General features: G+C 70.0%; 21 protein-coding genes. 14 read left to right on the top strand and 7 right to left on the bottom strand.

The window, feature by feature from the left end:
- Positions 1–33: 33 nt before the first annotated feature.
- A complete protein-coding gene (locus FF100_RS29065; protein ID WP_139039273.1) occupies positions 34–504 on the bottom strand; it encodes a nuclear transport factor 2 family protein in 471 nt (156 codons plus the stop codon).
- A 53-nt stretch (positions 505–557) separates the two neighbouring features.
- Positions 558–1,499, bottom strand: a complete 942-nt coding sequence (argC, locus tag FF100_RS29060; protein WP_139039272.1) for an N-acetyl-gamma-glutamyl-phosphate reductase — start codon at positions 1,497–1,499, stop codon at positions 558–560.
- A gap of 268 nt (positions 1,500–1,767) precedes the next feature.
- On the opposite strand from argC, the gene FF100_RS29055 reads away from it, so the two are divergent.
- Positions 1,768–2,292 carry a DUF5872 domain-containing protein gene (locus FF100_RS29055; RefSeq protein WP_139039271.1) on the top strand — a complete coding sequence of 175 codons (525 nt, stop codon included), beginning with the start codon at positions 1,768–1,770 and terminating at the stop codon, positions 2,290–2,292.
- 64 nt (positions 2,293–2,356) lie between these two features.
- Here FF100_RS29055 and rpsI read toward each other — a convergent pair whose 3' ends face one another.
- The 3 genes from rpsI to FF100_RS29040 form a co-directional block, all read right to left on the bottom strand.
- Positions 2,357–2,848, bottom strand: coding sequence for a 30S ribosomal protein S9 (gene rpsI / locus FF100_RS29050; RefSeq protein WP_139039270.1), 492 nt, complete (start codon positions 2,846–2,848; stop codon positions 2,357–2,359).
- 1 nt (position 2,849) lies between these two features.
- Positions 2,850–3,311 (bottom strand): 50S ribosomal protein L13, encoded by a 462-nt coding sequence (gene rplM / locus FF100_RS29045; RefSeq protein ID WP_060847471.1) that lies wholly within the window; start codon positions 3,309–3,311, stop codon positions 2,850–2,852.
- Positions 3,312–3,496: 185 nt separating this feature from the next.
- Positions 3,497–3,928 (bottom strand): PaaI family thioesterase, encoded by a 432-nt coding sequence (locus tag FF100_RS29040; RefSeq protein WP_139039269.1) that lies wholly within the window; start codon positions 3,926–3,928, stop codon positions 3,497–3,499.
- A gap of 96 nt (positions 3,929–4,024) precedes the next feature.
- Between FF100_RS29040 and FF100_RS29035 the strand changes: the two genes are divergently transcribed.
- Both FF100_RS29035 and FF100_RS29030 read left to right on the top strand, forming a co-directional pair.
- Positions 4,025–4,810 carry an enoyl-CoA hydratase gene (locus FF100_RS29035; protein ID WP_139039268.1) on the top strand — a complete coding sequence of 262 codons (786 nt, stop codon included), beginning with the start codon at positions 4,025–4,027 and terminating at the stop codon, positions 4,808–4,810.
- The gene (locus tag FF100_RS29030) at positions 4,807–5,331 is read left to right on the top strand and encodes a CoA-binding protein (RefSeq protein ID WP_139039267.1); all 525 of its coding nucleotides are present in this window, start codon (positions 4,807–4,809) and stop codon (positions 5,329–5,331) included. Before FF100_RS29035 ends, FF100_RS29030 begins: the two co-directional genes overlap by 4 nt.
- Positions 5,332–5,455: 124 nt before the next feature.
- Here the strand turns inward: FF100_RS29030 and mgtE are convergent, their stop codons facing one another.
- On the bottom strand, positions 5,456–6,823 hold the full coding sequence (gene mgtE / locus FF100_RS29025) for a magnesium transporter (RefSeq protein WP_139039266.1): 1,368 nt from the start codon (positions 6,821–6,823) through the stop codon (positions 5,456–5,458).
- 320 nt (positions 6,824–7,143) lie between these two features.
- Here mgtE and FF100_RS29020 point away from each other — a divergent pair, with 320 nt between their 5' ends.
- Positions 7,144–7,590, top strand: a complete 447-nt coding sequence (locus FF100_RS29020) for a low affinity iron permease family protein (RefSeq protein WP_139039265.1) — start codon at positions 7,144–7,146, stop codon at positions 7,588–7,590.
- 7 nt (positions 7,591–7,597) lie between these two features.
- Here FF100_RS29020 and FF100_RS29015 read toward each other — a convergent pair whose 3' ends face one another.
- Positions 7,598–8,026 (bottom strand): response regulator, encoded by a 429-nt coding sequence (locus FF100_RS29015; RefSeq protein WP_139039264.1) that lies wholly within the window; start codon positions 8,024–8,026, stop codon positions 7,598–7,600.
- Between the two features lie 392 nt (positions 8,027–8,418).
- On the opposite strand from FF100_RS29015, the gene pal reads away from it, so the two are divergent.
- From pal to FF100_RS28965, 10 genes are all read left to right on the top strand, one after another.
- Positions 8,419–8,961 (top strand): peptidoglycan-associated lipoprotein Pal, encoded by a 543-nt coding sequence (pal, locus tag FF100_RS29010; protein WP_139039263.1) that lies wholly within the window; start codon positions 8,419–8,421, stop codon positions 8,959–8,961.
- A 183-nt stretch (positions 8,962–9,144) separates the two neighbouring features.
- Entirely contained in the window at positions 9,145–10,092 is a 948-nt protein-coding gene (ybgF, locus tag FF100_RS29005; RefSeq protein ID WP_139039262.1) for a tol-pal system protein YbgF, read from the top strand.
- Between the two features lie 24 nt (positions 10,093–10,116).
- Positions 10,117–11,172: a tRNA lysidine(34) synthetase TilS gene (gene tilS, locus FF100_RS29000; RefSeq protein WP_246102500.1), complete on the top strand. Its 1,056-nt coding sequence runs from the start codon at positions 10,117–10,119 to the stop codon at positions 11,170–11,172.
- A gap of 137 nt (positions 11,173–11,309) precedes the next feature.
- Positions 11,310–13,232, top strand: coding sequence for an ATP-dependent zinc metalloprotease FtsH (ftsH, locus tag FF100_RS28995; protein ID WP_139039261.1), 1,923 nt, complete (start codon positions 11,310–11,312; stop codon positions 13,230–13,232).
- Between the two features lie 200 nt (positions 13,233–13,432).
- Positions 13,433–14,776, top strand: coding sequence for a phosphoglucosamine mutase (gene glmM / locus FF100_RS28990; RefSeq protein WP_139039283.1), 1,344 nt, complete (start codon positions 13,433–13,435; stop codon positions 14,774–14,776).
- A gap of 261 nt (positions 14,777–15,037) precedes the next feature.
- Positions 15,038–15,970, top strand: coding sequence for an outer membrane protein (locus FF100_RS28985; RefSeq protein ID WP_139039260.1), 933 nt, complete (start codon positions 15,038–15,040; stop codon positions 15,968–15,970).
- Positions 15,971–16,137: 167 nt separating this feature from the next.
- The gene (locus FF100_RS28980) at positions 16,138–16,974 is read left to right on the top strand and encodes an outer membrane protein (RefSeq protein WP_139039259.1); all 837 of its coding nucleotides are present in this window, start codon (positions 16,138–16,140) and stop codon (positions 16,972–16,974) included.
- A 172-nt stretch (positions 16,975–17,146) separates the two neighbouring features.
- On the top strand, positions 17,147–18,064 hold the full coding sequence (locus FF100_RS28975; RefSeq protein WP_139039258.1) for an outer membrane protein: 918 nt from the start codon (positions 17,147–17,149) through the stop codon (positions 18,062–18,064).
- A gap of 100 nt (positions 18,065–18,164) precedes the next feature.
- Entirely contained in the window at positions 18,165–18,935 is a 771-nt protein-coding gene (locus FF100_RS28970; RefSeq protein WP_139039257.1) for a glucose 1-dehydrogenase, read from the top strand.
- 108 nt (positions 18,936–19,043) lie between these two features.
- Positions 19,044–20,720, top strand: a complete 1,677-nt coding sequence (locus FF100_RS28965; RefSeq protein ID WP_139039256.1) for an acyl-CoA dehydrogenase family protein — start codon at positions 19,044–19,046, stop codon at positions 20,718–20,720.

Below are 20,720 nucleotides of genomic sequence, written 5' to 3'. Positions count from 1 at the left end.
CTGCGATGCGGCTCCGGCACGGCCGCATCGCCGTCACAGGCCGAGGCCGCTCAGACCGGGATGGTCGTCCGGGCGGCGGCCGAGGGGCCAGCGGAACTTGCGGTCGGCCTCAGTGATCGGCACGTCGTTGATCGAGGCCTCGCGGCGACGCATCAGGCCGGCCTCGTCGAACTCCCACTGCTCGTTGCCGTGGGAGCGGAACCAGTGACCGGAATCGTCGCGCCACTCATAGGCGAAGCGGACCGCGATGCGGTTCTGGTGGTGGGCCCAGACCTCCTTGATCAGGCGGTACTCGAGCTCGCGGTCCCATTTGCGGGTGAGGAAGGCCACGATGGCCTCGCGCCCGGAGAAGAACTCGGCCCGGTTCCGCCAGGAGCTGTCCGGCGTATAGGCCAGCGACACCCGGACGGGATCGCGGCTGTTCCACGCATCCTCGGCGGCGCGGGCCTTCGCGGCGGCGCTCGTGGCGTCGAAGGGCGGCAGCGGCGGGCGGGTCTCGGTCATCGCGGCACCTTTCGGGAATGGCCGGAAGGCCGGGCGGCCCTCCGGTCGACGCGTCAATCGAGGTCGAGCATCAGGCGCAGGTTCTGCACCGCGGCCCCCGACGCACCCTTGCCGAGATTGTCGAGGCGCGCGACCAGCACCGCGTGGCGGTGCGTGTCGGAGCCGAACACCCGCAACTCCAGCATGTCGGTGTCGTTCAGCGCCTCGGGCTCGATGCGCTCGCGATGGGCGCCGTCCTCGGCGCCGGTCACCACCTTGACCAGTTTCGCGCCGGCGTAACGGGTGGCGAGCGCCGCTTCGAGGTCGGCCGGGCTCGGCTGTCCGGGCAGCAGGTCGAGGTGGAGCGGGATCGACACCAGCATGCCCTGCCGGAAGTTGCCCACCGACGGCACGAAGATCGGGCGCCGGGTGAGGCCGCTGTATGTCTGCGTTTCGGGCAGGTGCTTGTGGCCGAAGCCGAGGCCGTAGAGCTGGAAGGCCGGAGCCTCGCCGGCCTCGTAGGCCTCGATCATCTTGCGGCCGCCGCCGCTATAGCCCGAGACCGCGTTGATGCTGATCGGATGATCGGCAGGGATCAGGCCGGCATCGATCAGCGGGCGCAGGAGTGCGATGCCGCCGGTCGGGTAGCAGCCCGGGTTGGAGACGCGGCGGGACGCCCGGATGGCGCCCTCCTGCTCCGGCGCCAGCTCGGCGAAGCCGTAGGTCCAGGCCGGATCGACCCGGTAGGCGGTGCTGGCATCGAGCAGCCGCGGGCCGCCGCCGGGCAGCGAATCAGCCAGCGCCGCCGTCTCGCGCGAGGCTTCGTCGGGCAGGCAGAGGACCACGAGGTCGACCTCGCCCAGGAGGGCGCGCTTCGCCTCCGGGTCCTTGCGGCTCTCGTGCGGGATCGACCGCAGGGTGATGTCGTCGAAGGCGGCCAAGCGCTCGCGGATGCCGAGACCGGTCGTGCCGGCCTCGCCGTCGATGAAGACGCTCGGGCTGTGCTTGCGGGTCATGGGCGAAAGCTCCGTGGGCGGCTGCCCCGTGGCGCGGATCGGCCGATGCCGAACGACGCGCGTGGTGATTGGAATCGAGGGGCCTCCAAGTCAATCGGCAATCACGGTCCTCGGGCGCGGGAGTAAGCCGAACGGTCCGCGACCGTGCCGTGCCGTACGGCCGTCCACAAGGGCACAGTCATCCACAAGGGAAAGCGCCGCAGCGGAACCCGCCCCGTGCCGCCCGGTTGTGCTGGCAGATCACGGCAGATGTCAGCAGGAGCACACCATGGCCGGTACCGCCAAGAAGACCGACCCGAAGCTGTGGGAGAAGGTCAAGAAGGACGTCACCCGCTCGTCGAAGGGCGGCAAGCCTGGCCAATGGTCGGCGCGCAAGGCGCAGATGGCGGTGCAGGAATACAAGGAGGAGGGCGGCGGCTACGAGGGCAAGAAGTCGTCCGACAACCACCTCAAGCAATGGACCGACGAGGAGTGGGGCACCAAGTCGGGCGAGAAGAGCGGCGAGACCGGCGAGCGCTACCTGCCGAAGAAGGCCCGGGAGACGCTCTCGGACGACGAGTACAAGCGCTCGACCGCCAAGAAGCGCGCCGACAGCGCCAAGGGCCAGCAGCATTCGAAGCAGCCGAAGGACGTGGCCAAGAAGGCCGCTGCGGCGCGCAGGGCCTCGCACAAGACCGGCAGCCGGGAGAGCGGCCCGACCAAGGCCGAGCTGATGCAGAAGGCCCGGGCGAAGAACATCCCGGGCCGGTCGTCCATGTCGAAGGGCGAGCTGGAGAAGGCGCTGAACGCCTGACACACAACGAGAAAGGGCGGACCCTCGCGGGCCCGCCCTTCTTTGTGTCGACCGATAGGTCGCCTTAGCGCTTCGAGAACTGGAAGCTGCGGCGGGCCTTCTTGCGGCCGTACTTCTTGCGCTCGACCACGCGCGGGTCGCGGGTCAGGAAGCCTTCGCGCTTCAGCGACGACCGCAGCTCCGGCTCGTAATAGGTCAGGGCCTTCGACAGGCCGTGGCGCACCGCGCCGGCCTGGCCCGAGAGGCCGCCGCCGGCCACCGTCACGACGATGTCGTACTGGTCGACGCGGTCGACGATCTGGAGCGGCTGCTGCAGGATCATGCGCAGCACCGGGCGGGCGAAGTAGGTGTCGACCGGGCGGTCGTTCACCGTGATCTTGCCGGCGCCGGGCTTGATCCAGACGCGGGCGATCGCGTCCTTGCGCTTGCCGGTGGCGTAGGCGCGGCCCAGGGAGTCCAGCTTCTGGACGTGGACCGGGGCCTCGTTGTTCTCGCCCTGCGAGAGAGAGGCCTTGTTGGCCTGGCCGAGGTCGGCGAGGGACTGAAGGGTCGCCATCTTACGCGCTCACGTTCTTGCGGTTGAGAGCGGCGACGTCGAGCGTCTCCGGCTGCTGGGCGGTGTGGGGGTGCTCGTTGCCCTTGTAGACCCGGAGGTTGCCCAGGATCTGCCGGAACAGCGGGCCGCGCGGCAGCATGCGCTCCACGGCCTTCTCGACGACGCGCTCGGGGAAGCGGCCCTCGAGGATGAACTTGGCCGAACGCTCCTTGATGCCACCGGCGTAACCAGTGTGGTGATAGTACACCTTCTGGTTATACTTGCGGCCGGTGAACTTCACCTTCTCCGCATTGATGACGATGACGTTATCGCCGCAATCGACGTGGGGCGTGTACTGGGGCTTGTGCTTGCCCCGCAGACGCATCGCGATGATCGACGCCAGGCGGCCGACCACGAGGCCCTCCGCGTCGATGATCACCCACTTCTTGTCGACGTCGGCGGGCTTCAGCGAAAAGGTCTTCATCGCGGATAAGTCCCGGAAGTCTTGACGAAAAAAACAGGACGCCGCCGCGGTCAGTGACGAGCGCGCAGCGGCGATGGCCGGCTCAGTAAATCAGGTTCGCGCCCACGTCAAGCGACGCGAGAAATCCGAAAACGCGAAAAGCTGAGTTTTTCGAGCAGCTTCCGCGTAGAGGTATCATGATACCGCTATTTTGGCGGCAGCGCGTAGGTGCCGGTGGCGTGGCAGACGAGGTCGTCCCGGCCGAGGCTGCGGATCAGCACCTCGCCCACCGCCAGCGAGCGCCCGAGCTTGAGCAGGCGCGCCTCGGCGAGGAGATCGGCCTGTGCGGGCTTGCGCATGAAGTTGAACGAGAGGTTGGTGGTGACGGCGAGCGCCACCGGGCCGACCTGGCTCAAGATCGCGACGTAGAGCGCCACGTCGGCGAGCCCCATCATCGCCGGGCCGGAGATCGTCCCGCCCGGCCGGAGGTGGCGCTCGTGGTAGGGCAGGCGCATCGTCGCCGTCATCGGACCGACGCTCTCGACCACCGGGCCGGGGCCGCCGTGATGGATCTGCGGGAAAACCTCGTCGAGGAAGGCCGCGACCGCGTCGCGGTCCATCACGGGGGCAGGGAGCATGCGGGCAGCGTGTCCGTTCATCGTTCTGCACGATCTTGCAGCACGACGCCCGGCACCGGACAATAGGCCATCCGTTGCCTCCTCAGCCGAGACCGCATGTCAGACACCCCCCTGCTCCTCCGGGACGACCGCGACGGCGTCGCGACCCTGGTCCTTAACCGGCCCCGCGCCCGCAACGCCCTGTCGCACGCGCTCCTCACCGCCCTGTCCGAGGAATTCGCTCGGCTCTCCGCCGACGAGAGCGTGCGCGCCGTGGTGCTGGCGGCGGAGGGACCGGCCTTCTGCGCCGGCCACGACCTCAAGGAGATGACCGCCTACCGGGCCGATGCCGATCGTGGCGCGGCGCGGTTCAAGGATCTGTTTGATCTCTGCTCGTCGGTGATGATGGCGATCCCCGCCCTGCCGCAGCCGGTGATCGCGGCGGTGGAGGGGATCGCGACCGCGGCGGGCTGCCAGCTCGTCGCCTCCTGCGACCTCGCGGTGGCCGGTACGGAGGCGCGTTTCGCGACCCCGGGCGTGCAGATCGGCCTGTTCTGCTCGACCCCGATGGTGGCGCTGTCGCGCAACCTGTCGCGCAAGGCCGCGATGGCGATGCTGCTCACCGCCGAGCTGGCGGAGGCCGAGGAGGCGAGGGCGCTCGGCCTCGTCAACCGGGTGGTGCCCGCCGGCACGGCGCTGAGGGAGGCGCAGGAACTGGCGGCCGGGATCGCGTCCCGCAGCGCCTACACGGTGCGGGTCGGCAAGCGCGCCTTCTACGAGCAGCTGGAGATGCCGCTCGCGCAGGCCTACGCCCATGCCGGGCGGGTGATGACCGAGAACATGCTCGCCCGGTCCGCCGAGGACGGGATCGCGGCGTTCCTCGACAAGAAGGCCGCCCGATGAACCACGACCGCTACGACGACGAGGCCCTGCGGGCGATCCTCCGCCGGGTGCGCACGATCGCCCTCGTCGGCGCCTCCGCCAACCCGGCCCGGCCGAGCTGGATCGTCACCAAGTACCTGCTGGAGCGCGGCTATCAGGTGATCCCGGTCAATCCGGGCCTCGCCGGGGGCGAGATCCTGGGCCGGCCGGTGGTGGCGCGGCTCGCCGACCTCGCCCACCCGGTCGACATGGTGGAGATCTTCCGCAATTCCGAGGCTGCCGGCCCGCTGGTCGACGAGGCGCTCGCCCTCGACCCGCTGCCGCAGGTGATCTGGATGCAGCTCGGCGTGCGCAACGACGACGGTGCCGCCCGGGCCGAGACGCGGGGCGTCACCGTGGTGATGAACCGCTGCCCGAAGATCGAGTACGGACGCCTGTCGGGCGAGATCGGCTGGACCGGGGTGAACTCCCGGATCCTCAGCGCCAAGCGGCCGAAGCTCGCGGCGAAGGGGTTCCAGAAGCTGACGATCGAGGAGCGGTAGCCGGGCGTTCGAGCCCTGCCGATTCCCGCGACGGATCTGGACCCCGCACCGTCATCCCGGGGGCCGCGCAGCGGAACCCGGGATCCACGACCGCCGACGGTTCAGGACTTGATCGTGCCGTCGCCTACAGCAGCGTCCCTTTCAGGATCACCAGCGCCACCGTGAAGTAGATCACCAGCCCCGACACGTCGACCAGGGTCGCCACGAACGGCGCCGACGCCGTGGCTGGGTCGAAGCCGACGCGCTGGAGGACGAAGGGCAGCATCGAGCCGGTGAGCGAGCCGAACAGCACGATGCCGACGAGCGCCGTGCCGACGGTGGCGGCGACCAGGAACCAGTGCTCGCCGTAATCGTAGAAGCCGAGCTTCTGCCAGATCACGATCCGCACGACGCCGATCGTGCCGAGGATCGCGCCGAGCGTCAGGCCGGCCGGGATCTCGCGGAGCGCCACCCGCCACCAATCGCTCAAGCGGACCTGGTGCAGGGCGAGCGCCCGGATCAGCAGCGAGGTCGCCTGCGAGCCCGAATTGCCGCCCGAACTCATGATCAGCGGGATGAACAGGGTCAGCACCAGGGCCTTCTCCAATTCGCCCTCGAAGCCCTGCATGGCGCTGGCGGTCAGCATCTCGGAGAGGAACAGCACGCAGAGCCAGCCGGCCCGCTTGCGGATCATGGTGAGGAAGTTGATCGACATGTAGGGCTCGTCGAGCGCCTCCATGCCGCCGAAGCGCTGCACGTCCTCGGTCTGCTTCTGGATCATCGCGTCGATCACGTCGTCGACGGTGACGATGCCGACGACGTGGTTGCTCGCATCGACCACCGGGATCGCCAGGAGATCGTATTTCGAGATCAGCCGCGCCGCCTCGTTGCGGCTGGCATCGGCCGAGACCACGACCGGGCGCCGGTTCGGCGCCACCGACAGGATAGTGTCCTCCGGGTGGCCGGTGATCAGCCGGCGCAGGGGGACCGCCTTGGCGAGCGCCCCGGTGCGCGGGTCGAGCACGAAGATCGAGTAGACGGTCTCGCGGGTGCGCTCGACCTTGCGGATGTAGTCGAGGGTGAGGCCGACGGTCCAGGTCGTCGGCACGGCGACGAACTCGGTCGTCATGATCGAGCCGACGCTCTCCTCCGGATAGGCGATGAGCTTGTCGACCGCGCCACGGGTCTCGGCGTCGAGGCGGGTGCGCAGGTCCGAACGCCCGGGCTCCTCGATCTCCTTGAACACGTCGGTGACCCGGTCGGCCGACATGCCCGACAGGAACGAGGCGACGCGGTCGCGCGGCAGCATCTCGATGATGTCGGGGGCGCACTCGAGCTCGGGCTGGTCCAGCACCTCGACGGCACGGTCGTGCGGCAGGCTCAACAGGATGGCGGCGGCCACCTCCGGCGCCTCCCGGTTGAGGGCTTCGACGATGTCCGGAGCGCTCTCCTCGGCGAGGCGCGCGGCGAGGGAAGCGGGCTCGACGGGGGCGTCGATCACGGTATCGGTCATGGCTCACCTACTCGGCGCTTGAGCGTCGGCCGGCCGTCCCCGGCCGGTCGCCCTCAGCCGCTCGCGGGAGCGCGGGACCTCAGGCCGGAGACGGCAAGGGCGGTCGACTGTGACTGTCGCTCGGCATGAAGTGGAGATTGTCCGGGATGGCCGCGGCACCAGGGGATCGCGGGCGGGCCGTCACTGCGCCGAGCCCCGGGCTTCGTCAAGAGGGGAACCGCCGCTGCCGGATCGGAATTCGTAAGCGGACGCTCATCGGCCCTGAGCCTCTGGAAACACTGGGGAAACACCTGAGAATCCGGGCCGCCGCGGGAGCCATGATGGTCACGAGTCGCATCCGCACCTTCTCGGATTTCGCCGCCTCCGTCGCCCGCGCGGCGGGCCGGCCCGGCACGTTCGCGGCGAGCCTGCTGCTGATCGTGGTCTGGGCGCTGACCGGCCCGCTGTTCCACTACTCGGATACTTGGCAACTGATCATCAACACCGGTACCACCATCGTGACGTTCCTGATGGTGTTCCTGATCCAGAACACCCAGAACCGCGATGGTGCGGCGATCCAGGCGAAGCTCGACGAGCTGATCCGGGCGAGCGCGGCCCAGAACGCCTATATCGGCATCGAGCACCTGAGCGAGGAGGAGCTCGACGTGTTGCGCGCCCGCTGCGAAGCGCGGGCGCGGGACTTTCGCCTCAGCGAGGCCGCCGACGCGGCCGAGGAGAATGCGAACGCCAAGGCGGCGGCCGCGGCCCGGGCCGCCACCGGGTCGTGAGACCGGCTCACGCGCAGAGCTGGCGCGACACCTCCATCTCGCTCGCCATCATCCGGGCCAGGCGCAGGATGTCGGAGATCACGAACGGCTTGGTCACGAAGATGCTGCCGGGCACCGCCGTGTGCTTCAGGTTGGCCGTGGTTGAGGAATAGATCACCGGCCGGTCCGGCTGGATCTGCCGGTACGCCTCCGCCACGCTCCAGCCGTCGACGAGGCCGGGGAGCCGGATGTCGGTGAGGAGCCAATCGATACGCGGACCGTGCTCGCGCAGCAGGGTCAGCGCCGCCTCGCCGCTCGACGCGGTCAGGGTCTCGATCCCGTGCTGCTCGCACAGGGTCACCAGCAGTTCGAGCAGCATGTAGCTGTCCTCGACGATGAGAACGCAGGGCTTGGTGCCGGGCTGTGGTGTCCGGGGGGAGGGCAGGGGCGCGGGCATCGGGAGGGAATCTCGGCCGTCGATGCGATGACGGTCGGGCCATTTGATTAACGAAGGGTCAACCATGGCCGCCGACGCGGCCGGCAGCCGGCGCCGGCCCCGGTGTTGCCAGGATGTCACGGCGCGCACCGTCGTGCCTCATCGCCTCGCGGCGCCGCAGCGTGGCCGTATTTCAACGGTGTGTGGCGCCTGGCTCCGCGCATCGGGCGGGGCTCGGCCGGGTCGTGCGACGATCGCAGGAGGCGGCAAGGGGTCGTCAAGCTTGACGGAACCTTCGCTTAACCGGCCGGGACTACAGACGGATGCGTGTTGTGTGGCGTCGCCGGGCCCGTGAAACGCTCGCGTCGCGCCGGGTGCGGCCTGGAACCAGGCCGCCAGAGGAGTTTTGGTCGATGCCGCTGCCGCTCGCGCCCCTGCGCGCGCTCAAGATCACCGCCGCGTTCGCGCTCGCCCTGTCGATGGCGGCCTGCGCGAGCAACAACGATCTCGCCGACGCCTCGGCGGCCTACGGCGCCGGAGGGGCCGGCGGCGCGGGTGGCTACGGCCGCGGCGGGCCGGCGACCCCGGGCAGCGCCCAGGACTTCGTCGTCAATATCGGCGACCGGGTGTTCTTCGAGTCCGATTCGACCGATCTGACCTCGACCGCCACCGCGACCCTCGACAAGCAGGCGCAGTGGCTGCAGCGCTATCCGCGCTACACGTTCCTGATCGAGGGCCATGCCGACGAGCGCGGCACCCGCGAGTACAACTTCTCCCTCGGCGCCCGCCGCGCCCAGGCCGTGCGCGATTACCTCGCCTCCCGCGGCATCGGCGGAAACCGCATGCGCACCGTGTCCTACGGCAAGGAGCGCCCGGTGGCGGTGTGCAACGACATCTCGTGCTGGTCGCAGAACCGCCGCGCCGTCACGGTGCTCGACGGTGGCGCCGGCTCGTAACCACAGGGGGCGGTGCTCCACCGCCCTACGTCGTCCCGGGCAGGCGGCTGCGGTCGCCGCCGCCTGTCGTCCGGCGGGACGGAGCGAGTCGCTCCGTCCCTTTTGCGGGGAGCCGCGGCATCTGCTAACCCGCGCTCCCGAGTGCGGACCCGCCGCCTGACCCGAGCCGTGATGCGCCCCGCCATGCTTCGCCGCCTGATCCTCGCCCCCGCCCTGGCCGTGTCCGCGCTGGCACTCGCTGCCGCCTGCCCGGCCGCCGCCCAGGACGCCTCCGAGTTCGTGGTGCGCCTCAACCGGCTGGAGAACCAGTCGCGCCAGATGGCGGGCCAGATCGAATCGCTCCAGTACGAGAACCGCCAGCTCAAGGAGCAGCTGCGCAAGTTCCAGGAGGACGTCGAGTACCGCTTCCAGGAAGCGAAGGGCGGCCAACGCCCGGCGGCCGCGACCCCGCAGCCCAAGCCCCAGAAGCGCAGCGACGCCTTCGACCCGTCCCAGAATCCGGGCGCTATCGGCGCGCCGCAGCAACTCGGCGCGACGACCCCGAGCCAGGCGCCCCGCGCCGCGGCGGCGGCCCCCGCGACGCCGGGCGCCACCGCTGCCCTTGCGCCGCCCCGCGCCGCGATCGAGGACGAGACGCCGGATTACGGCGAGCCCGTGGATCTGCGTCCGCCATCCCGCCCGGCCGCCGTGCCGGCTCCCGCCGCACCGCGCCCCTCGGCCAGCGTCGCCGCCACCGGCACCGGCGACGCGAAAGCGGATTACGAGGCGGCCTATGCCTACGTGTTGCAGCGCCAGTACGAGCAGGCCGAGATGAGCCTGCGCCAGTTCATCCAGTCGCATCCCCGCGACACCCTGGTGCCGGACGCGACCTACTGGCTCGGCGAGAGCTACCTGCAGCGCAACCGCACCCGCGAGGCGGCGGAGCAATTCCTGAAGGTCTCGACCGACTATGCCCGCTCGCGCAAGGCGCCGGATGCGATGTTGAAGCTCGGCGCCTCGCTCAACGCGCTTGGCGCCCGGGAGCAGGCCTGCGCCACCCTGGCCGAGCTGGAGCGCAAGTTCCCGCAGGCCTCCTCGACCGTGAAGCAGGGCGTCGACCGGGAACAGCGGCGCGCGCGCTGCGCGGCGTGAGCGCCGCCGCATGAGCGCCATCGCGTGAGCGGCCTGGATGGTCCCCTCGCGGTGGAGGAGGGGGACGATCTCCTCGGGCCCTGGATCGGACCGCGAAGCCCCTTCCGGGGGGCGGTGCTGGCGGTCTCCGGCGGTCCCGATTCGACGGCCCTGATGGGCTGCGCCGCCCAGGCCGAGGGCCGGATTCCCCTTCTCGTCGCCACCATCGATCACGGCCTGCGGCCCGGCTCGGCGGCGGAGGCTGCGGGCGTGGCCGGTCTCGCCGCCCGCCTCGGATTGCCGCACCGGACGCTGGCCTGGTCCGGTCGAAAGCCGACGGCGGGACTGCAGGAGGCGGCCCGGTCGGCGCGTTACGGCCTGCTGGCCGGTCTCGCCGCCGAGGCCGGCGCCGACCTCGTCCTCACGGCCCACACCCTCGACGATCAGGCCGAGACGGTGCTGATGCGCCTGTGCGCCGGCTCCGGCCCGGCTGGCCTCGCCGGGATGGCACCGGCCCGCCCCCTCGATGGCCTCACCCTCGCCCGACCATTCCTCTCGATCGCGAAGGCCCGCCTCGTCGCGACCTGCGAGGCGCGGGGCTGGCCGTATGTGCGCGACCCGTCGAACACCGATCCGCGCTTCGGCCGCGCCCGCCTGCGCCGGCTCCTGCCGCTCCTCGCCGAGGAGGGGCTGACCGCGGACCGCCTGGAACGGCTCGCCGGGCGCCTGCGCCGCGACGAGACGGCGCTCGCCGCGGCGGCCGCGGACGCCTTGCGCGATCTGCGGCGCGTCGACCCGCGGGGGGACGGACGGCTGATCCTCGAAGGCGCCGATCTCGCGGCCTTGCCGGAGGCGGTGGCGCTGCGGGCGGTGGGGCTTGCGGTCGCGTCCCTGCGCGAGGTTGCGGCCGCGCCTCCGGTGCGCCTCGAGCGGCTGGAACGGGCATTGCTCGACGCTCTCCTGCCGGCCTTGCGGGCAGGCACGCCATGCCGGCGCACCCTCGCGGGGCTCCTCCTCACCGCCGACGGCGGCCGCCTGACCCTGGCGCCCGCGCCGCCGCGCCGGGTGCCGCGGGCGACGCCGGCGGGTGACGAATCGTAAACCGGCCGGCCCGCGGCGCCGCAGGCGTGGTCGATTACTTGGCAAGCATCGGGCGGGTGCCTACATTGGGCTCCGAGTGCCGGCACCCACCCCAGCACGCCCGCGCGGTGCCGCGCTCCTCAGGGATTGACTCTTCGATGAACCCCAATTTCCGCAATTTCGCCTTGTGGGTCGTCATCTTCCTGCTCGTGCTGGCCCTCGTGACCCTGTTCCAGAATCCGGGTCACCGCTCGGGCGGCGGGGAGATCGCCTACAGCCAGCTCCTGAACGATGCCGAGCAGGGCCGCATCCAGAACGTGGTCATCTCCGGCCAGGAGGTCAGCGGCACCTACACGAGCGGCGGCACCTTCACGACCTACGCGCCGAACGACCCCTCGCTGGTGTCCAAGCTCCAGGGCAAGGGCGTGACCATCACGGCCCGTCCGCCGTCGGACAACACGCCGTGGTTCATCGCGCTGCTCGTGAACTGGCTGCCGATCCTGGTGTTCATCGGAGCCTGGATCTTCCTGTCGCGCCAGATGCAGTCCGGCGCCGGCCGGGCCATGGGCTTCGGCAAGTCGAAGGCGAAGCTCCTGACCGAGGCGCATGGCCGCGTCACCTTCGAGGACGTCGCCGGCGTCGACGAGGCCAAGGAGGATCTCCAGGAGATCGTCGAGTTCCTGCGCGACCCGCAGAAGTTCCAGCGCCTCGGCGGCCGCATCCCGCGCGGCGTGCTGCTGGTCGGCCCCCCCGGCACCGGTAAGACCCTGATCGCCCGGGCGGTCGCGGGCGAGGCCAACGTGCCGTTCTTCACCATCTCGGGCTCGGACTTCGTCGAGATGTTCGTCGGCGTCGGCGCCAGCCGCGTCCGCGACATGTTCGACCAGGCGAAGAAGAACGCGCCCTGCATCATCTTCATCGACGAGATCGACGCCGTCGGCCGCCATCGCGGCGCGGGCCTGGGCGGCGGCAACGACGAGCGCGAGCAGACCCTCAACCAGCTCCTCGTCGAGATGGACGGCTTCGAGGCCAACGAGGGCATCATCATCATCGCGGCGACCAACCGCCCCGACGTTCTCGACCCGGCGCTGCTGCGTCCCGGCCGTTTCGACCGCCAGATCATCGTGCCGAACCCGGACGTGATCGGCCGCGAGCGCATCCTGCGCGTCCACGTCCGCAAGGTGCCGCTCTCGCCCGACGTCGACCTGAAGGTGATCGCCCGCGGCACCCCCGGCTTCTCGGGCGCCGACCTGATGAACCTCGTCAACGAGGCGGCCCTCCTGGCGGCCCGCCGCGGCAAGCGCATCGTCACGATGCACGAGTTCGAGGACGCCAAGGACAAGGTGATGATGGGCGCCGAGCGGCGCACCCTGGTCATGACCGAGGACGAGAAGCGCCTGACCGCCTACCACGAGGGCGGCCACGCCATCGTGGCCTTCAACGTCCCGGCAACCGATCCCGTCCACAAGGCGACGATCATCCCGCGCGGCCGGGCGCTGGGCATGGTCATGCAGCTGCCGGAGCGCGACAAGCTGTCGATGTCGTTCGAGCAGATGACCTCGCGCCTCGCGATCATGATGGGCGGCCGCGTCGCCGAGGAGATGATCTTCGGCCACGACAAGGTCACGTCCGGCGCCCAGTCGGACATCGAGCAGGCGACCCGTCTCGCCCGCATGATGGTGACCCGCTGGGGCTTCAGCCCCGAGCTCGGCACTGTCGCCTACGGCGAGAACAACGACGAGGTTTTCCTCGGCATGCAGGTCAACCGGCAGCAGAACGTGTCGGAGGCCACCGCCCAGAAGATCGACGCCGAGGTCCGCCGCCTGGTCGAGGCCGGGCTGCAGGATGCCCGCCGCATCCTCGACGAGCGCCGCGACGACCTCGAGGCCCTGGCCCGCGGCCTGCTCGAGTACGAGACCCTGTCGGGCGACGAGATCCGCGATCTCATCAACGGCAAGCCGCCGGTGCGCGATGCCGGCGACTACCCGACGAACCCGACCCGTGGCTCGCCCGTCCCCTCCGCCGGCCGTGGCCGGCCGCGGGAGAACGACGGCGGCTACGAGCCCCAGCCGCAGGCCTGAGGCACGACGCACAATCCACACTCGGCCGATTTCGACATGAGGGGCGGCGGGATCACTCCCGCCGCCCCTTGTCGTTGTGGATGAGCCTCAAAATAACCCAGACCACGTGTGACCGCGTCCGGGAAGAGCGGCACCTCCCTTGCGCGGTCGCGCGCGAGGGCGGGCCGGATGGCCCGGAACGGGACAGGGAGTTGACGACCGTGCGCAAGTATTTCGGGACCGACGGCATCCGGGGCCGGGCCAACGGCGTGATCACGCCGGAACTCGCGCTCAAGGTGGGACAGGCCGCCGGGCTCGTGTTCCAGCGCGGCGACCATCGCCACCGGGTGGTGATCGGCAAGGATACGCGCCTGTCGGGCTACATGATCGAGACCGCGATGGTGGCGGGCTTCACCTCGGTCGGGATGGACGTGCTCCTGCTCGGCCCGATGCCGACGCCGGCCGTCGCGATGCTGACCCGCTCGATGCGCGCCGATATCGGGGTGATGATCTCGGCCTCGCACAACCCGTTCGAGGATAACGGCATCAAGATCTTCGGTCCCGACGGGTTCAAACTCTCCGACGAGGTCGAGCGCGAGATCGAGCGGCTCATCGATGCCGACCTCCAGGTAAAGCTTGCCGGCTCGCAGGATCTCGGCCGGGCGAAGCGCATCGAGAGCGTGCATGCCCGCTACATCGAGTTCGCCAAGCGCACGCTGCCGCGCAACCTGACCCTCGACGGTCTGCGGGTCGTGGTGGATTGCGCCAACGGTGCCGGCTACCGGGTGGCGCCCGAGACCCTGTGGGAGCTCGGCGCCGAGGTGATCGCCATCGGCACCGAGCCCGACGGCTTCAACATCAACCGCGACGTCGGCTCGACCGCGCCGGAGGCCCTGGTGAGCAAGGTGCGCGAATTGCGCGCCGATATCGGCATCGCGCTCGACGGCGACGCGGACCGGGTGCTGGTCGTCGACGAAAAGGGCCAGCGGGTCGATGGCGACCAGCTGATGGCGGTGGTGGCCCGGTCCTGGCAGGAGGACGCCCGCCTGTCGAAGAACGGCATCGTCGCCACCATCATGTCGAATCTCGGCCTCGAGCGCTATCTCGGGGGCCTTGGCCTCGGCATGGTCCGCACCGCCGTCGGCGACCGCTACGTGCTCGAGCACATGCGCGAGCACGGCTACAACCTCGGCGGCGAGCAGTCGGGCCACATCATCATGTCGGATTACGCCACCACCGGCGACGGATTGGTGGCGGCGCTCCAGCTCCTCTCGGTGGTGCAGCGCCAGCAGCGCCCGGTGAGCGAGGTCTGCCACTGCTTCGATCCGCTGCCGCAGGTGCTGAAGAACGTGCGCTACGCGACCGGGGGCGAGCCCCTGCGTCAGGACAGCGTCGTCACCGCGATCGAGGGCGCCCGTCAACGCCTCGGCGAGGGCGGCCGCCTCGTCATCCGCCCGTCCGGCACCGAGCCGGTGATCCGGGTGATGGCGGAGGGCGACGACCGCGACCTCGTGGTGCGGGTGGTCGACGACGTGGTCGAGGCGTTGCGCAAGGTCGCGGCTTGAGCGGCGCCCCGCGGCGGGAGCCGGCCTTCATTGCCGCTCCTGCCGCTCCGCAACCTGCGCGAGAAAACCCGACGAGACTGGCCGCACGACTTGCAGCCGGGCGATTCGTGTCTGTCCCGGCTCGGGTTCGATCAAATGCAACGCTTTCTCAGCCCTAAGGCTTAACGTTAAGCGCGGGTTTACCGAACGAGGCGACAGTCGTGACGTCTTCCGGAACGGCCGCCCGATGATTGCAGCGGCCCTTCACAACAGGGAACCGTCATGGGCCGCAGCAAGCCACTCGCGCTGGCGCGCATCTTCACGCTCGCTGCGAGCGTGGCCGCGCCGGGCCTCGTCCACGCCGCCGACCTCCTGCCGCCGCCGCCCCCGCCGCTGCTGCCGCCCCCGCCCGCCGTCGACTTCGCCGGCGGCTGGTACCTGCGCGGTGATGTCGGGGCGAGCGTGTACGCGACGCCGAAAGTGTCGACCGTGCCGGATCCGGATCCGGTCCACTACTACAACAGCGATCTCGGCGGCGGCGGCTTCGCCGGCGGCGGCGTCGGCTACCAGTTCACCCCCTGGTTCCGTGCCGACATCACCGGCGAATACCGCTTCTCGAGCGGCTTCCGCACCAATGATCGCGTCAACTCGAAGTCCGAGTACTACAACGACATCGGCCTGCGCACCGTCTCCAAGACCCAGCTCGACGAATCGACCAGCGGCAACTACTCGGCCGCGGTCGTGCTGGTGAACGGCTACGTCGAGAAGGAGCTGTTTGGCGGTCTCGGCGTGTTCGCCGGCGCCGGCGTTGGCGCGGCGTTCAACCGCTTCTCCGGCCTGTCCGAGGTCAGCATCAACAAGACCGTGCTGAGCTATCCGGACAACACCGATTACGCCGACACGTCCTTCGGCGGGACCAGCGGCGGGACCTACAAGAACCGCATCCGCACCAATTTCGCCTGGGCCCTGCATGCCGGCTTGTCCTACGCCGTCACGCCGAACCTGAAGCTCGAACTGGCCTATCGCTACCTCAACCTCGGCGAGGGCGCGACGGGCGTGCTGAACTGCTTCTGCGCGCAGACCTACCAGCCGTTCAAGGTCAAGGACATCGAGGCGCACGACATCAAGCTCGGCATGCGCTGGATGTTCGGCGCGCCGGTCGTCGCCGCCGCCTATGAGCCGCCCCCGATGATGCCGCTGGTGCGCAAGTACTGAACGACCTGACCGTCCTCCGGCGCCACGCCGGAGGACGTCCCGGCGGCCCGTTAGGGTTAAGTGCCTGCTAACCTCCTGACGTTACGTTTGTTTCCGGGCCGCAGGGCCCATCACCAATCGCGCAGTACGCCCCGGCCAAGGAGTCGAAGGGCAGGAAAGGGCGCCCCATGGCACGGTTCGGTCACTGCTTCCCGGTCGCACTTCTCGGGCTCGGCCTGCTCGGCGCGCCGGCACTTGCCGCCGACCTGCTGCCGCCCCCGCCTCCACCGCCGCCGCTTCCCGTTCCGGTGGAGGTCGGCTCGGGCTGGTACCTGCGCGGCGACTACACGGCGAGCGACTTCCGTCACCCGAAGGACGACACCCTGCCGGGCACCGACGGCGCCAAGCTCGTCGGCTTCCGCCTCGGCGACACCGACGGCTATGGCGGCGGCATCGGCTACCGCTTCAACAGCTTCCTGCGCGCCGACGTGACCATCGACGGCCGCACCCGCAGCCGCTTCCGCGATTATTCCTCCCGCACCAATTTCGTCGAGGGCTTCAACACCGAGGCCGGCAAGCTCGACGTGCTGACCGGCCTGTTCAACGTCTACGTCGATCTCGGTACCTGGTGGGGGGTCACGCCGTATATCGGCGCGGGCGTCGGCATGGCGAGCAAGCGCTTCCACGACGCCTGGACCGGCACCACCTGCTTCACGACCGCCTGCGGCAGCGGCGTCGACGGCGCCTACCAGCTCGGCGCGCAGGGGTTCGATGCCCGCGCCAACCACACGGCGGTCGGCCTCGCCTGGGCGGCGATGGCGGGCATCTCCTACGAGATCGGCGCCGGCGTCAGCATCGATGCCAATTACCGCTACCTCGAGGTCGGCAAGGCGCGAACCGGCTTCGACGTCTACAACCAGAACACCCGGATCAAGGACATCGCCGCCAACGAGTTCCGGGTCGGCCTGCGCTGGGCCTTCGGCAACGGTCTCGCCCTGCCGGGACTGGGCGGCCTGACCTACTGATCCTGTTCGGCTGACGCTGCGAAACGCCCGGTGCGCCCACCGCACCGGGCGTTTCGCATGTCTGATTTCGGACCATCTTTTGAGGCCCGTAACGCAGTTTTAAGGTTACCGAGTCATTGTGATGCCTGCGGCACGGCAAATTTTGCCGATCCTCGTGCCGGAGGCGGCCCAGATGCGTTTCACGACCTTAGGAATTCTCGTCGGCTTGGGTCTGGGCGCGCCCGTGGCGGCGCAGGCTGCGGATCTCGATTTCGGGGCTCTGCGGGGCACGGCCTCCGAGCCGGTGGCGGTATCCGTGCCGGATGTCTGGGAGGGCATCTATGTCGGCGGGCATGGCGGCTGGTCGAGCGCCAGCTTCGGCTTCGGCGACGTGTTCCGCAGCCCCGTCGCCCAGGCGCTGCGTGCCACCGCGATCGAATCGACGCTCGGTGCTTCCTCGCTCATGCACGCGCGCGACGTACGGCGCAACGGCATCACCTTCGGCGCCTTCGCGGGCGTGAACTACCAATTCGATGACACGATCGTGGGCGTCGAGCTCGATTACACCCATCTCGGGCTCACCGGTCGAAGCGGCGACGCAATTCACAAGTACCAAGTCGACAGCCTGGGCTTCCTCAGGGGTGCAAAGCTCTCCGGCGACGCGACGACGCAGATCCAGGACTACGCCACCATCCGGGCGCGCTTCGGCTACAGCGTCGACGGGTTCATGCCCTTCGTGACCGGCGGCTTCGCCATCGGCCGGGCGCAGATCGCCGAGACGGTGGCGGTGCGGGGTTACGAGTACGATCAGGCGACCTATCGCGCCAACCAGGCCCTCGCCGACCCCTCGCAGCGGGTCTTCGTGAATTACTCCGGCTACAAGACCTTCCTGCAGACCGATCCGGGCAACAGCATCCTGGCCGATCCGGACATCACCCATCGCACCAAGGAGAAGGTTGTCGGCGGCATCGCGGCCGGGGCCGGCATCGAGTACGCCATCACGCCGAACCTGCTGCTGCGCGCCGAGTACCAGTACGTGCTGTTCAACGATTTCGACGGCCACAAGATGAACCTCAACACCGTGCGCGGCGGCGCGGCGGTGAAGTTCTGAGGGCGAGGCTTGCGGCGGCCCTCCGGCCGCGCCACCCTGGCGGACCGCCCGAGGCGAGAGCTTCACGGCAAGAGGCGGGACGCGAGGGAAGGAAATCCGGATGCAGCGTCTGGCCGGCAAGGTCGCCCTGATCACGGGCGGCGCGCGGGGGATCGGGCTCGCGATCGCGCGGCGCTTCGCCCGCGAGGGGGCGGCGGCGGTGATCCTCGCCGATATCGACGAGACGGAGGCCGAGCGCGTCGCGCCGGAGAACCCGGCCTTCCATCCTTGCGCCCTCGACGTGACGAGGGACGAGGACTGGACGCAGGCCGTCGACCGCACGGTCGCCCGCCACGGCGGCCTCGACGTGCTGGTCAACAATGCCGGGATCGCGGTGGTCGGCACCATCGAGTCGGTGACGCTCGCGGAGTGGCGCCGGGTTCAGGACATCAACGTCGACGGCACCTTCCTCGGCTGCCGCCACGCCGTGCGGGCGATGAAGCCGCCGGCCGGGCGGGGAGGGGCGATCATCAACCTCTCGTCGGTCTCCGGCATCGTCGGCGGGCACAACCTCGCCGCCTACAACGCCTCGAAGGGGGCGGTGCGGCTCCTCACCAAATCGGTCGCGCTGCACTGCGCCCGCCAGAAATACGGCGTGCGCTGCAACTCGATCCATCCCGGCTTCACCGAGACCGACATGCTGCGCGACCTCGCCGCCGGCAGCCGCTACACGCCGGAAGCGCTCAGCGAACGCCTGCGCGCCGCGGTGCCGCTCGGGCGCAATGCCGCGGCCGACGAGATCGCCGGGCTCGCCGCCTACCTCGCCTCCGACGAGGCCGGCTTCGTCACCGGGGCCGAGATGGTGATCGACGGCGGCGTCACCGCGCAATAATCCCCTTCCCCCCGAAAGTCGGACCCCAGCGGCAGGCTGGCCCCTCTACAGGCCGGCGATTCACCGCTATTTGTATGCGCCGCAGCATAATCCCCGGAGACCTGACCGATGTCCGCCCAGGCCGCCCCCGCCCCGACCGACCTCGTCACCCTGGCGCAGGAAGCCGGGCTCGCCGCCAAGGCGCTCGCCGCCGACGCCGCCCGCCGGGTGCGGGCCGGCCTGCTCGGGCCCGACGGCCGGCTCTCGCCCGAGCGGATCGAGGCCGAGCAGCACGCCGCCCACGGCCTCGCCTGGCTCTCGACCTATGCCGAGGCGATCACCCAACTCGGCGCCTACGCGGCCCGCCTGTCCGGGGAGGGGCGCCTCGGCGAGACCGAGACGCTGCTCGTGCGGATCGGCCTCGGCGAATACCTGGAACAGCTCTTCGGCGGCATCCCGATGAGCCAGGGCGAGATGGTGCGCCCGACGACCTCGCTCGGTCTGAAGGCCCAGGAGGTGGCGCGCCACCGCTCGGAGGCGGTCGAGACCCTGATCGCCGAGGGCAACACCGCCCCGAACCGCGCCGCCCTGGTGCGGATGATCCGCGACGGCGCGGGATCCGCGACGGTCGGCGAGACCGGCCTCGACGAGGACATGGAGGCAATCCGCGCCGAGATGCGCCGCTTCGGCCAAGCCGAGGTCGCCCCCCATGCCCATGAATGGCACCTGGAGAACGCCTACATCCCGCTCGAGATCATCGGCCAGATGGCCGAGCTCGGCGTGTTCGGCCTGACCATTCCGGAGGAATACGGCGGCATGGGCCTGCCGAAGATCTCGATGTGCGTGGTCTCGGAGGAGTTGTCGCGGGCCTATATCGGCGTCGGCTCGCTCGGCACCCGCTCGGAGATCGCCGCCGAGCTGATCCTGTGCGGCGGCACCGAGGAGCAGAAGCAGCGCTTCCTGCCGAAGATCGCCTCGGGCGAGATCCTGCCGACCGCGGTCTTCACCGAGCCGAATACCGGCTCGGACCTCGCGTCCCTGCGCACCAAGGCGGTCAAAGACGGCGATACCTGGCGGATCAGCGGCAACAAGACCTGGATCACCCATCCGGTCCGGGCCGACCTGATGACGGTGCTGGTGCGCACCAAGCCCGAGGAGCCGGGCCACAAGGGCCTGTCGCTGCTGCTCGGCGAAAAGCCCCGCGGCACCGACGAGGACCCGTTCCCGGTCGAGGGCCTGTCGGGCGGCGAGATCGAGGTGCTCGGCTACCGCGGCATGAAGGAGTACGAGCTCGCCTTCGACGGGTTCGCGGTGCCGGAGGGCAACCTGCTCGGCGGGGTCGAGGGCAAGGGCTTCGCCCAGCTGATGCAGACCTTCGAATCGGCCCGGATCCAGACCGCGGCCCGCGCGGTCGGCGTGGCGCAATCGGCCCTCGATGTGGGCCTGCGCTACGCCGAGGAGCGGGTGCAGTTCGGCAAGCCGCTGGTCTCGTTCCCGCGGGTCGCCGACAAGCTTGCCCTGATGGCGGTCGAGATCGCCATCGCCCGCCAGCTCACCTACTTCGCCGCCCACCAGAAGGACGAGGGCAAGCGCTGCGACCTCGAGGCCGGCATGGCGAAGCTGCTGGCCGCCCGCGTCGCCTGGGCGGCGGCCGACAACGCGTTGCAGATCCACGGCGGCAACGGCTTCGCCCTCGAATATCCGGTGAGCCGCCTGCTCTGCGACGCCCGCATCCTGTCGATCTTCGAGGGCGCGGCCGAGATCCAGGCCCAGGTCATCGCCCGGCGCCTGCTCGAGGTGCAGTGA

This window comes from Methylobacterium terricola (assembly GCF_006151805.1).
In the GTDB taxonomy this organism is placed as follows: Bacteria; Pseudomonadota; Alphaproteobacteria; order Rhizobiales; family Beijerinckiaceae; genus Methylobacterium; species Methylobacterium terricola.
The sequence above is the reverse complement of the archived record's forward strand: the minus strand, read 5'-3'. Positions and strand labels throughout refer to the sequence as shown.

Bases quoted from the DNA above. Each gene is read 5' to 3' on its own strand.
- FF100_RS29035 (WP_139039268.1), top strand. From the start codon at position 4,025: ATGTCAGACACCCCCCTGCTCCTCCGGGACGACCGCGACGGCGTCGCG.
- FF100_RS29040 (WP_139039269.1), bottom strand. From the start codon at position 3,928: ATGCTCCCTGCCCCCGTGATGGACCGCGACGCGGTCGCGGCCTTCCTC.
- FF100_RS29015 (WP_139039264.1), bottom strand. From the start codon at position 8,026: ATGCCCGCGCCCCTGCCCTCCCCCCGGACACCACAGCCCGGCACCAAG.
- FF100_RS29065 (WP_139039273.1), bottom strand. From the start codon at position 504: ATGACCGAGACCCGCCCGCCGCTGCCGCCCTTCGACGCCACGAGCGCC.
- rpsI (WP_139039270.1), bottom strand. From the start codon at position 2,848: ATGGCGACCCTTCAGTCCCTCGCCGACCTCGGCCAGGCCAACAAGGCC.
- ftsH (WP_139039261.1), top strand. From the start codon at position 11,310: ATGAACCCCAATTTCCGCAATTTCGCCTTGTGGGTCGTCATCTTCCTG.
- rplM (WP_060847471.1), bottom strand. From the start codon at position 3,311: ATGAAGACCTTTTCGCTGAAGCCCGCCGACGTCGACAAGAAGTGGGTG.
- FF100_RS28975 (WP_139039258.1), top strand. From the start codon at position 17,147: ATGCGTTTCACGACCTTAGGAATTCTCGTCGGCTTGGGTCTGGGCGCG.
- pal (WP_139039263.1), top strand. From the start codon at position 8,419: ATGCCGCTGCCGCTCGCGCCCCTGCGCGCGCTCAAGATCACCGCCGCG.
- argC (WP_139039272.1), bottom strand. From the start codon at position 1,499: ATGACCCGCAAGCACAGCCCGAGCGTCTTCATCGACGGCGAGGCCGGC.
- FF100_RS28970 (WP_139039257.1), top strand. From the start codon at position 18,165: ATGCAGCGTCTGGCCGGCAAGGTCGCCCTGATCACGGGCGGCGCGCGG.
- FF100_RS29030 (WP_139039267.1), top strand. From the start codon at position 4,807: ATGAACCACGACCGCTACGACGACGAGGCCCTGCGGGCGATCCTCCGC.
- FF100_RS28985 (WP_139039260.1), top strand. From the start codon at position 15,038: ATGGGCCGCAGCAAGCCACTCGCGCTGGCGCGCATCTTCACGCTCGCT.
- ybgF (WP_139039262.1), top strand. From the start codon at position 9,145: ATGCTTCGCCGCCTGATCCTCGCCCCCGCCCTGGCCGTGTCCGCGCTG.
- FF100_RS29055 (WP_139039271.1), top strand. From the start codon at position 1,768: ATGGCCGGTACCGCCAAGAAGACCGACCCGAAGCTGTGGGAGAAGGTC.
- mgtE (WP_139039266.1), bottom strand. From the start codon at position 6,823: ATGACCGATACCGTGATCGACGCCCCCGTCGAGCCCGCTTCCCTCGCC.
- FF100_RS28980 (WP_139039259.1), top strand. From the start codon at position 16,138: ATGGCACGGTTCGGTCACTGCTTCCCGGTCGCACTTCTCGGGCTCGGC.
- FF100_RS29020 (WP_139039265.1), top strand. From the start codon at position 7,144: ATGGTCACGAGTCGCATCCGCACCTTCTCGGATTTCGCCGCCTCCGTC.
- FF100_RS28965 (WP_139039256.1), top strand. From the start codon at position 19,044: ATGTCCGCCCAGGCCGCCCCCGCCCCGACCGACCTCGTCACCCTGGCG.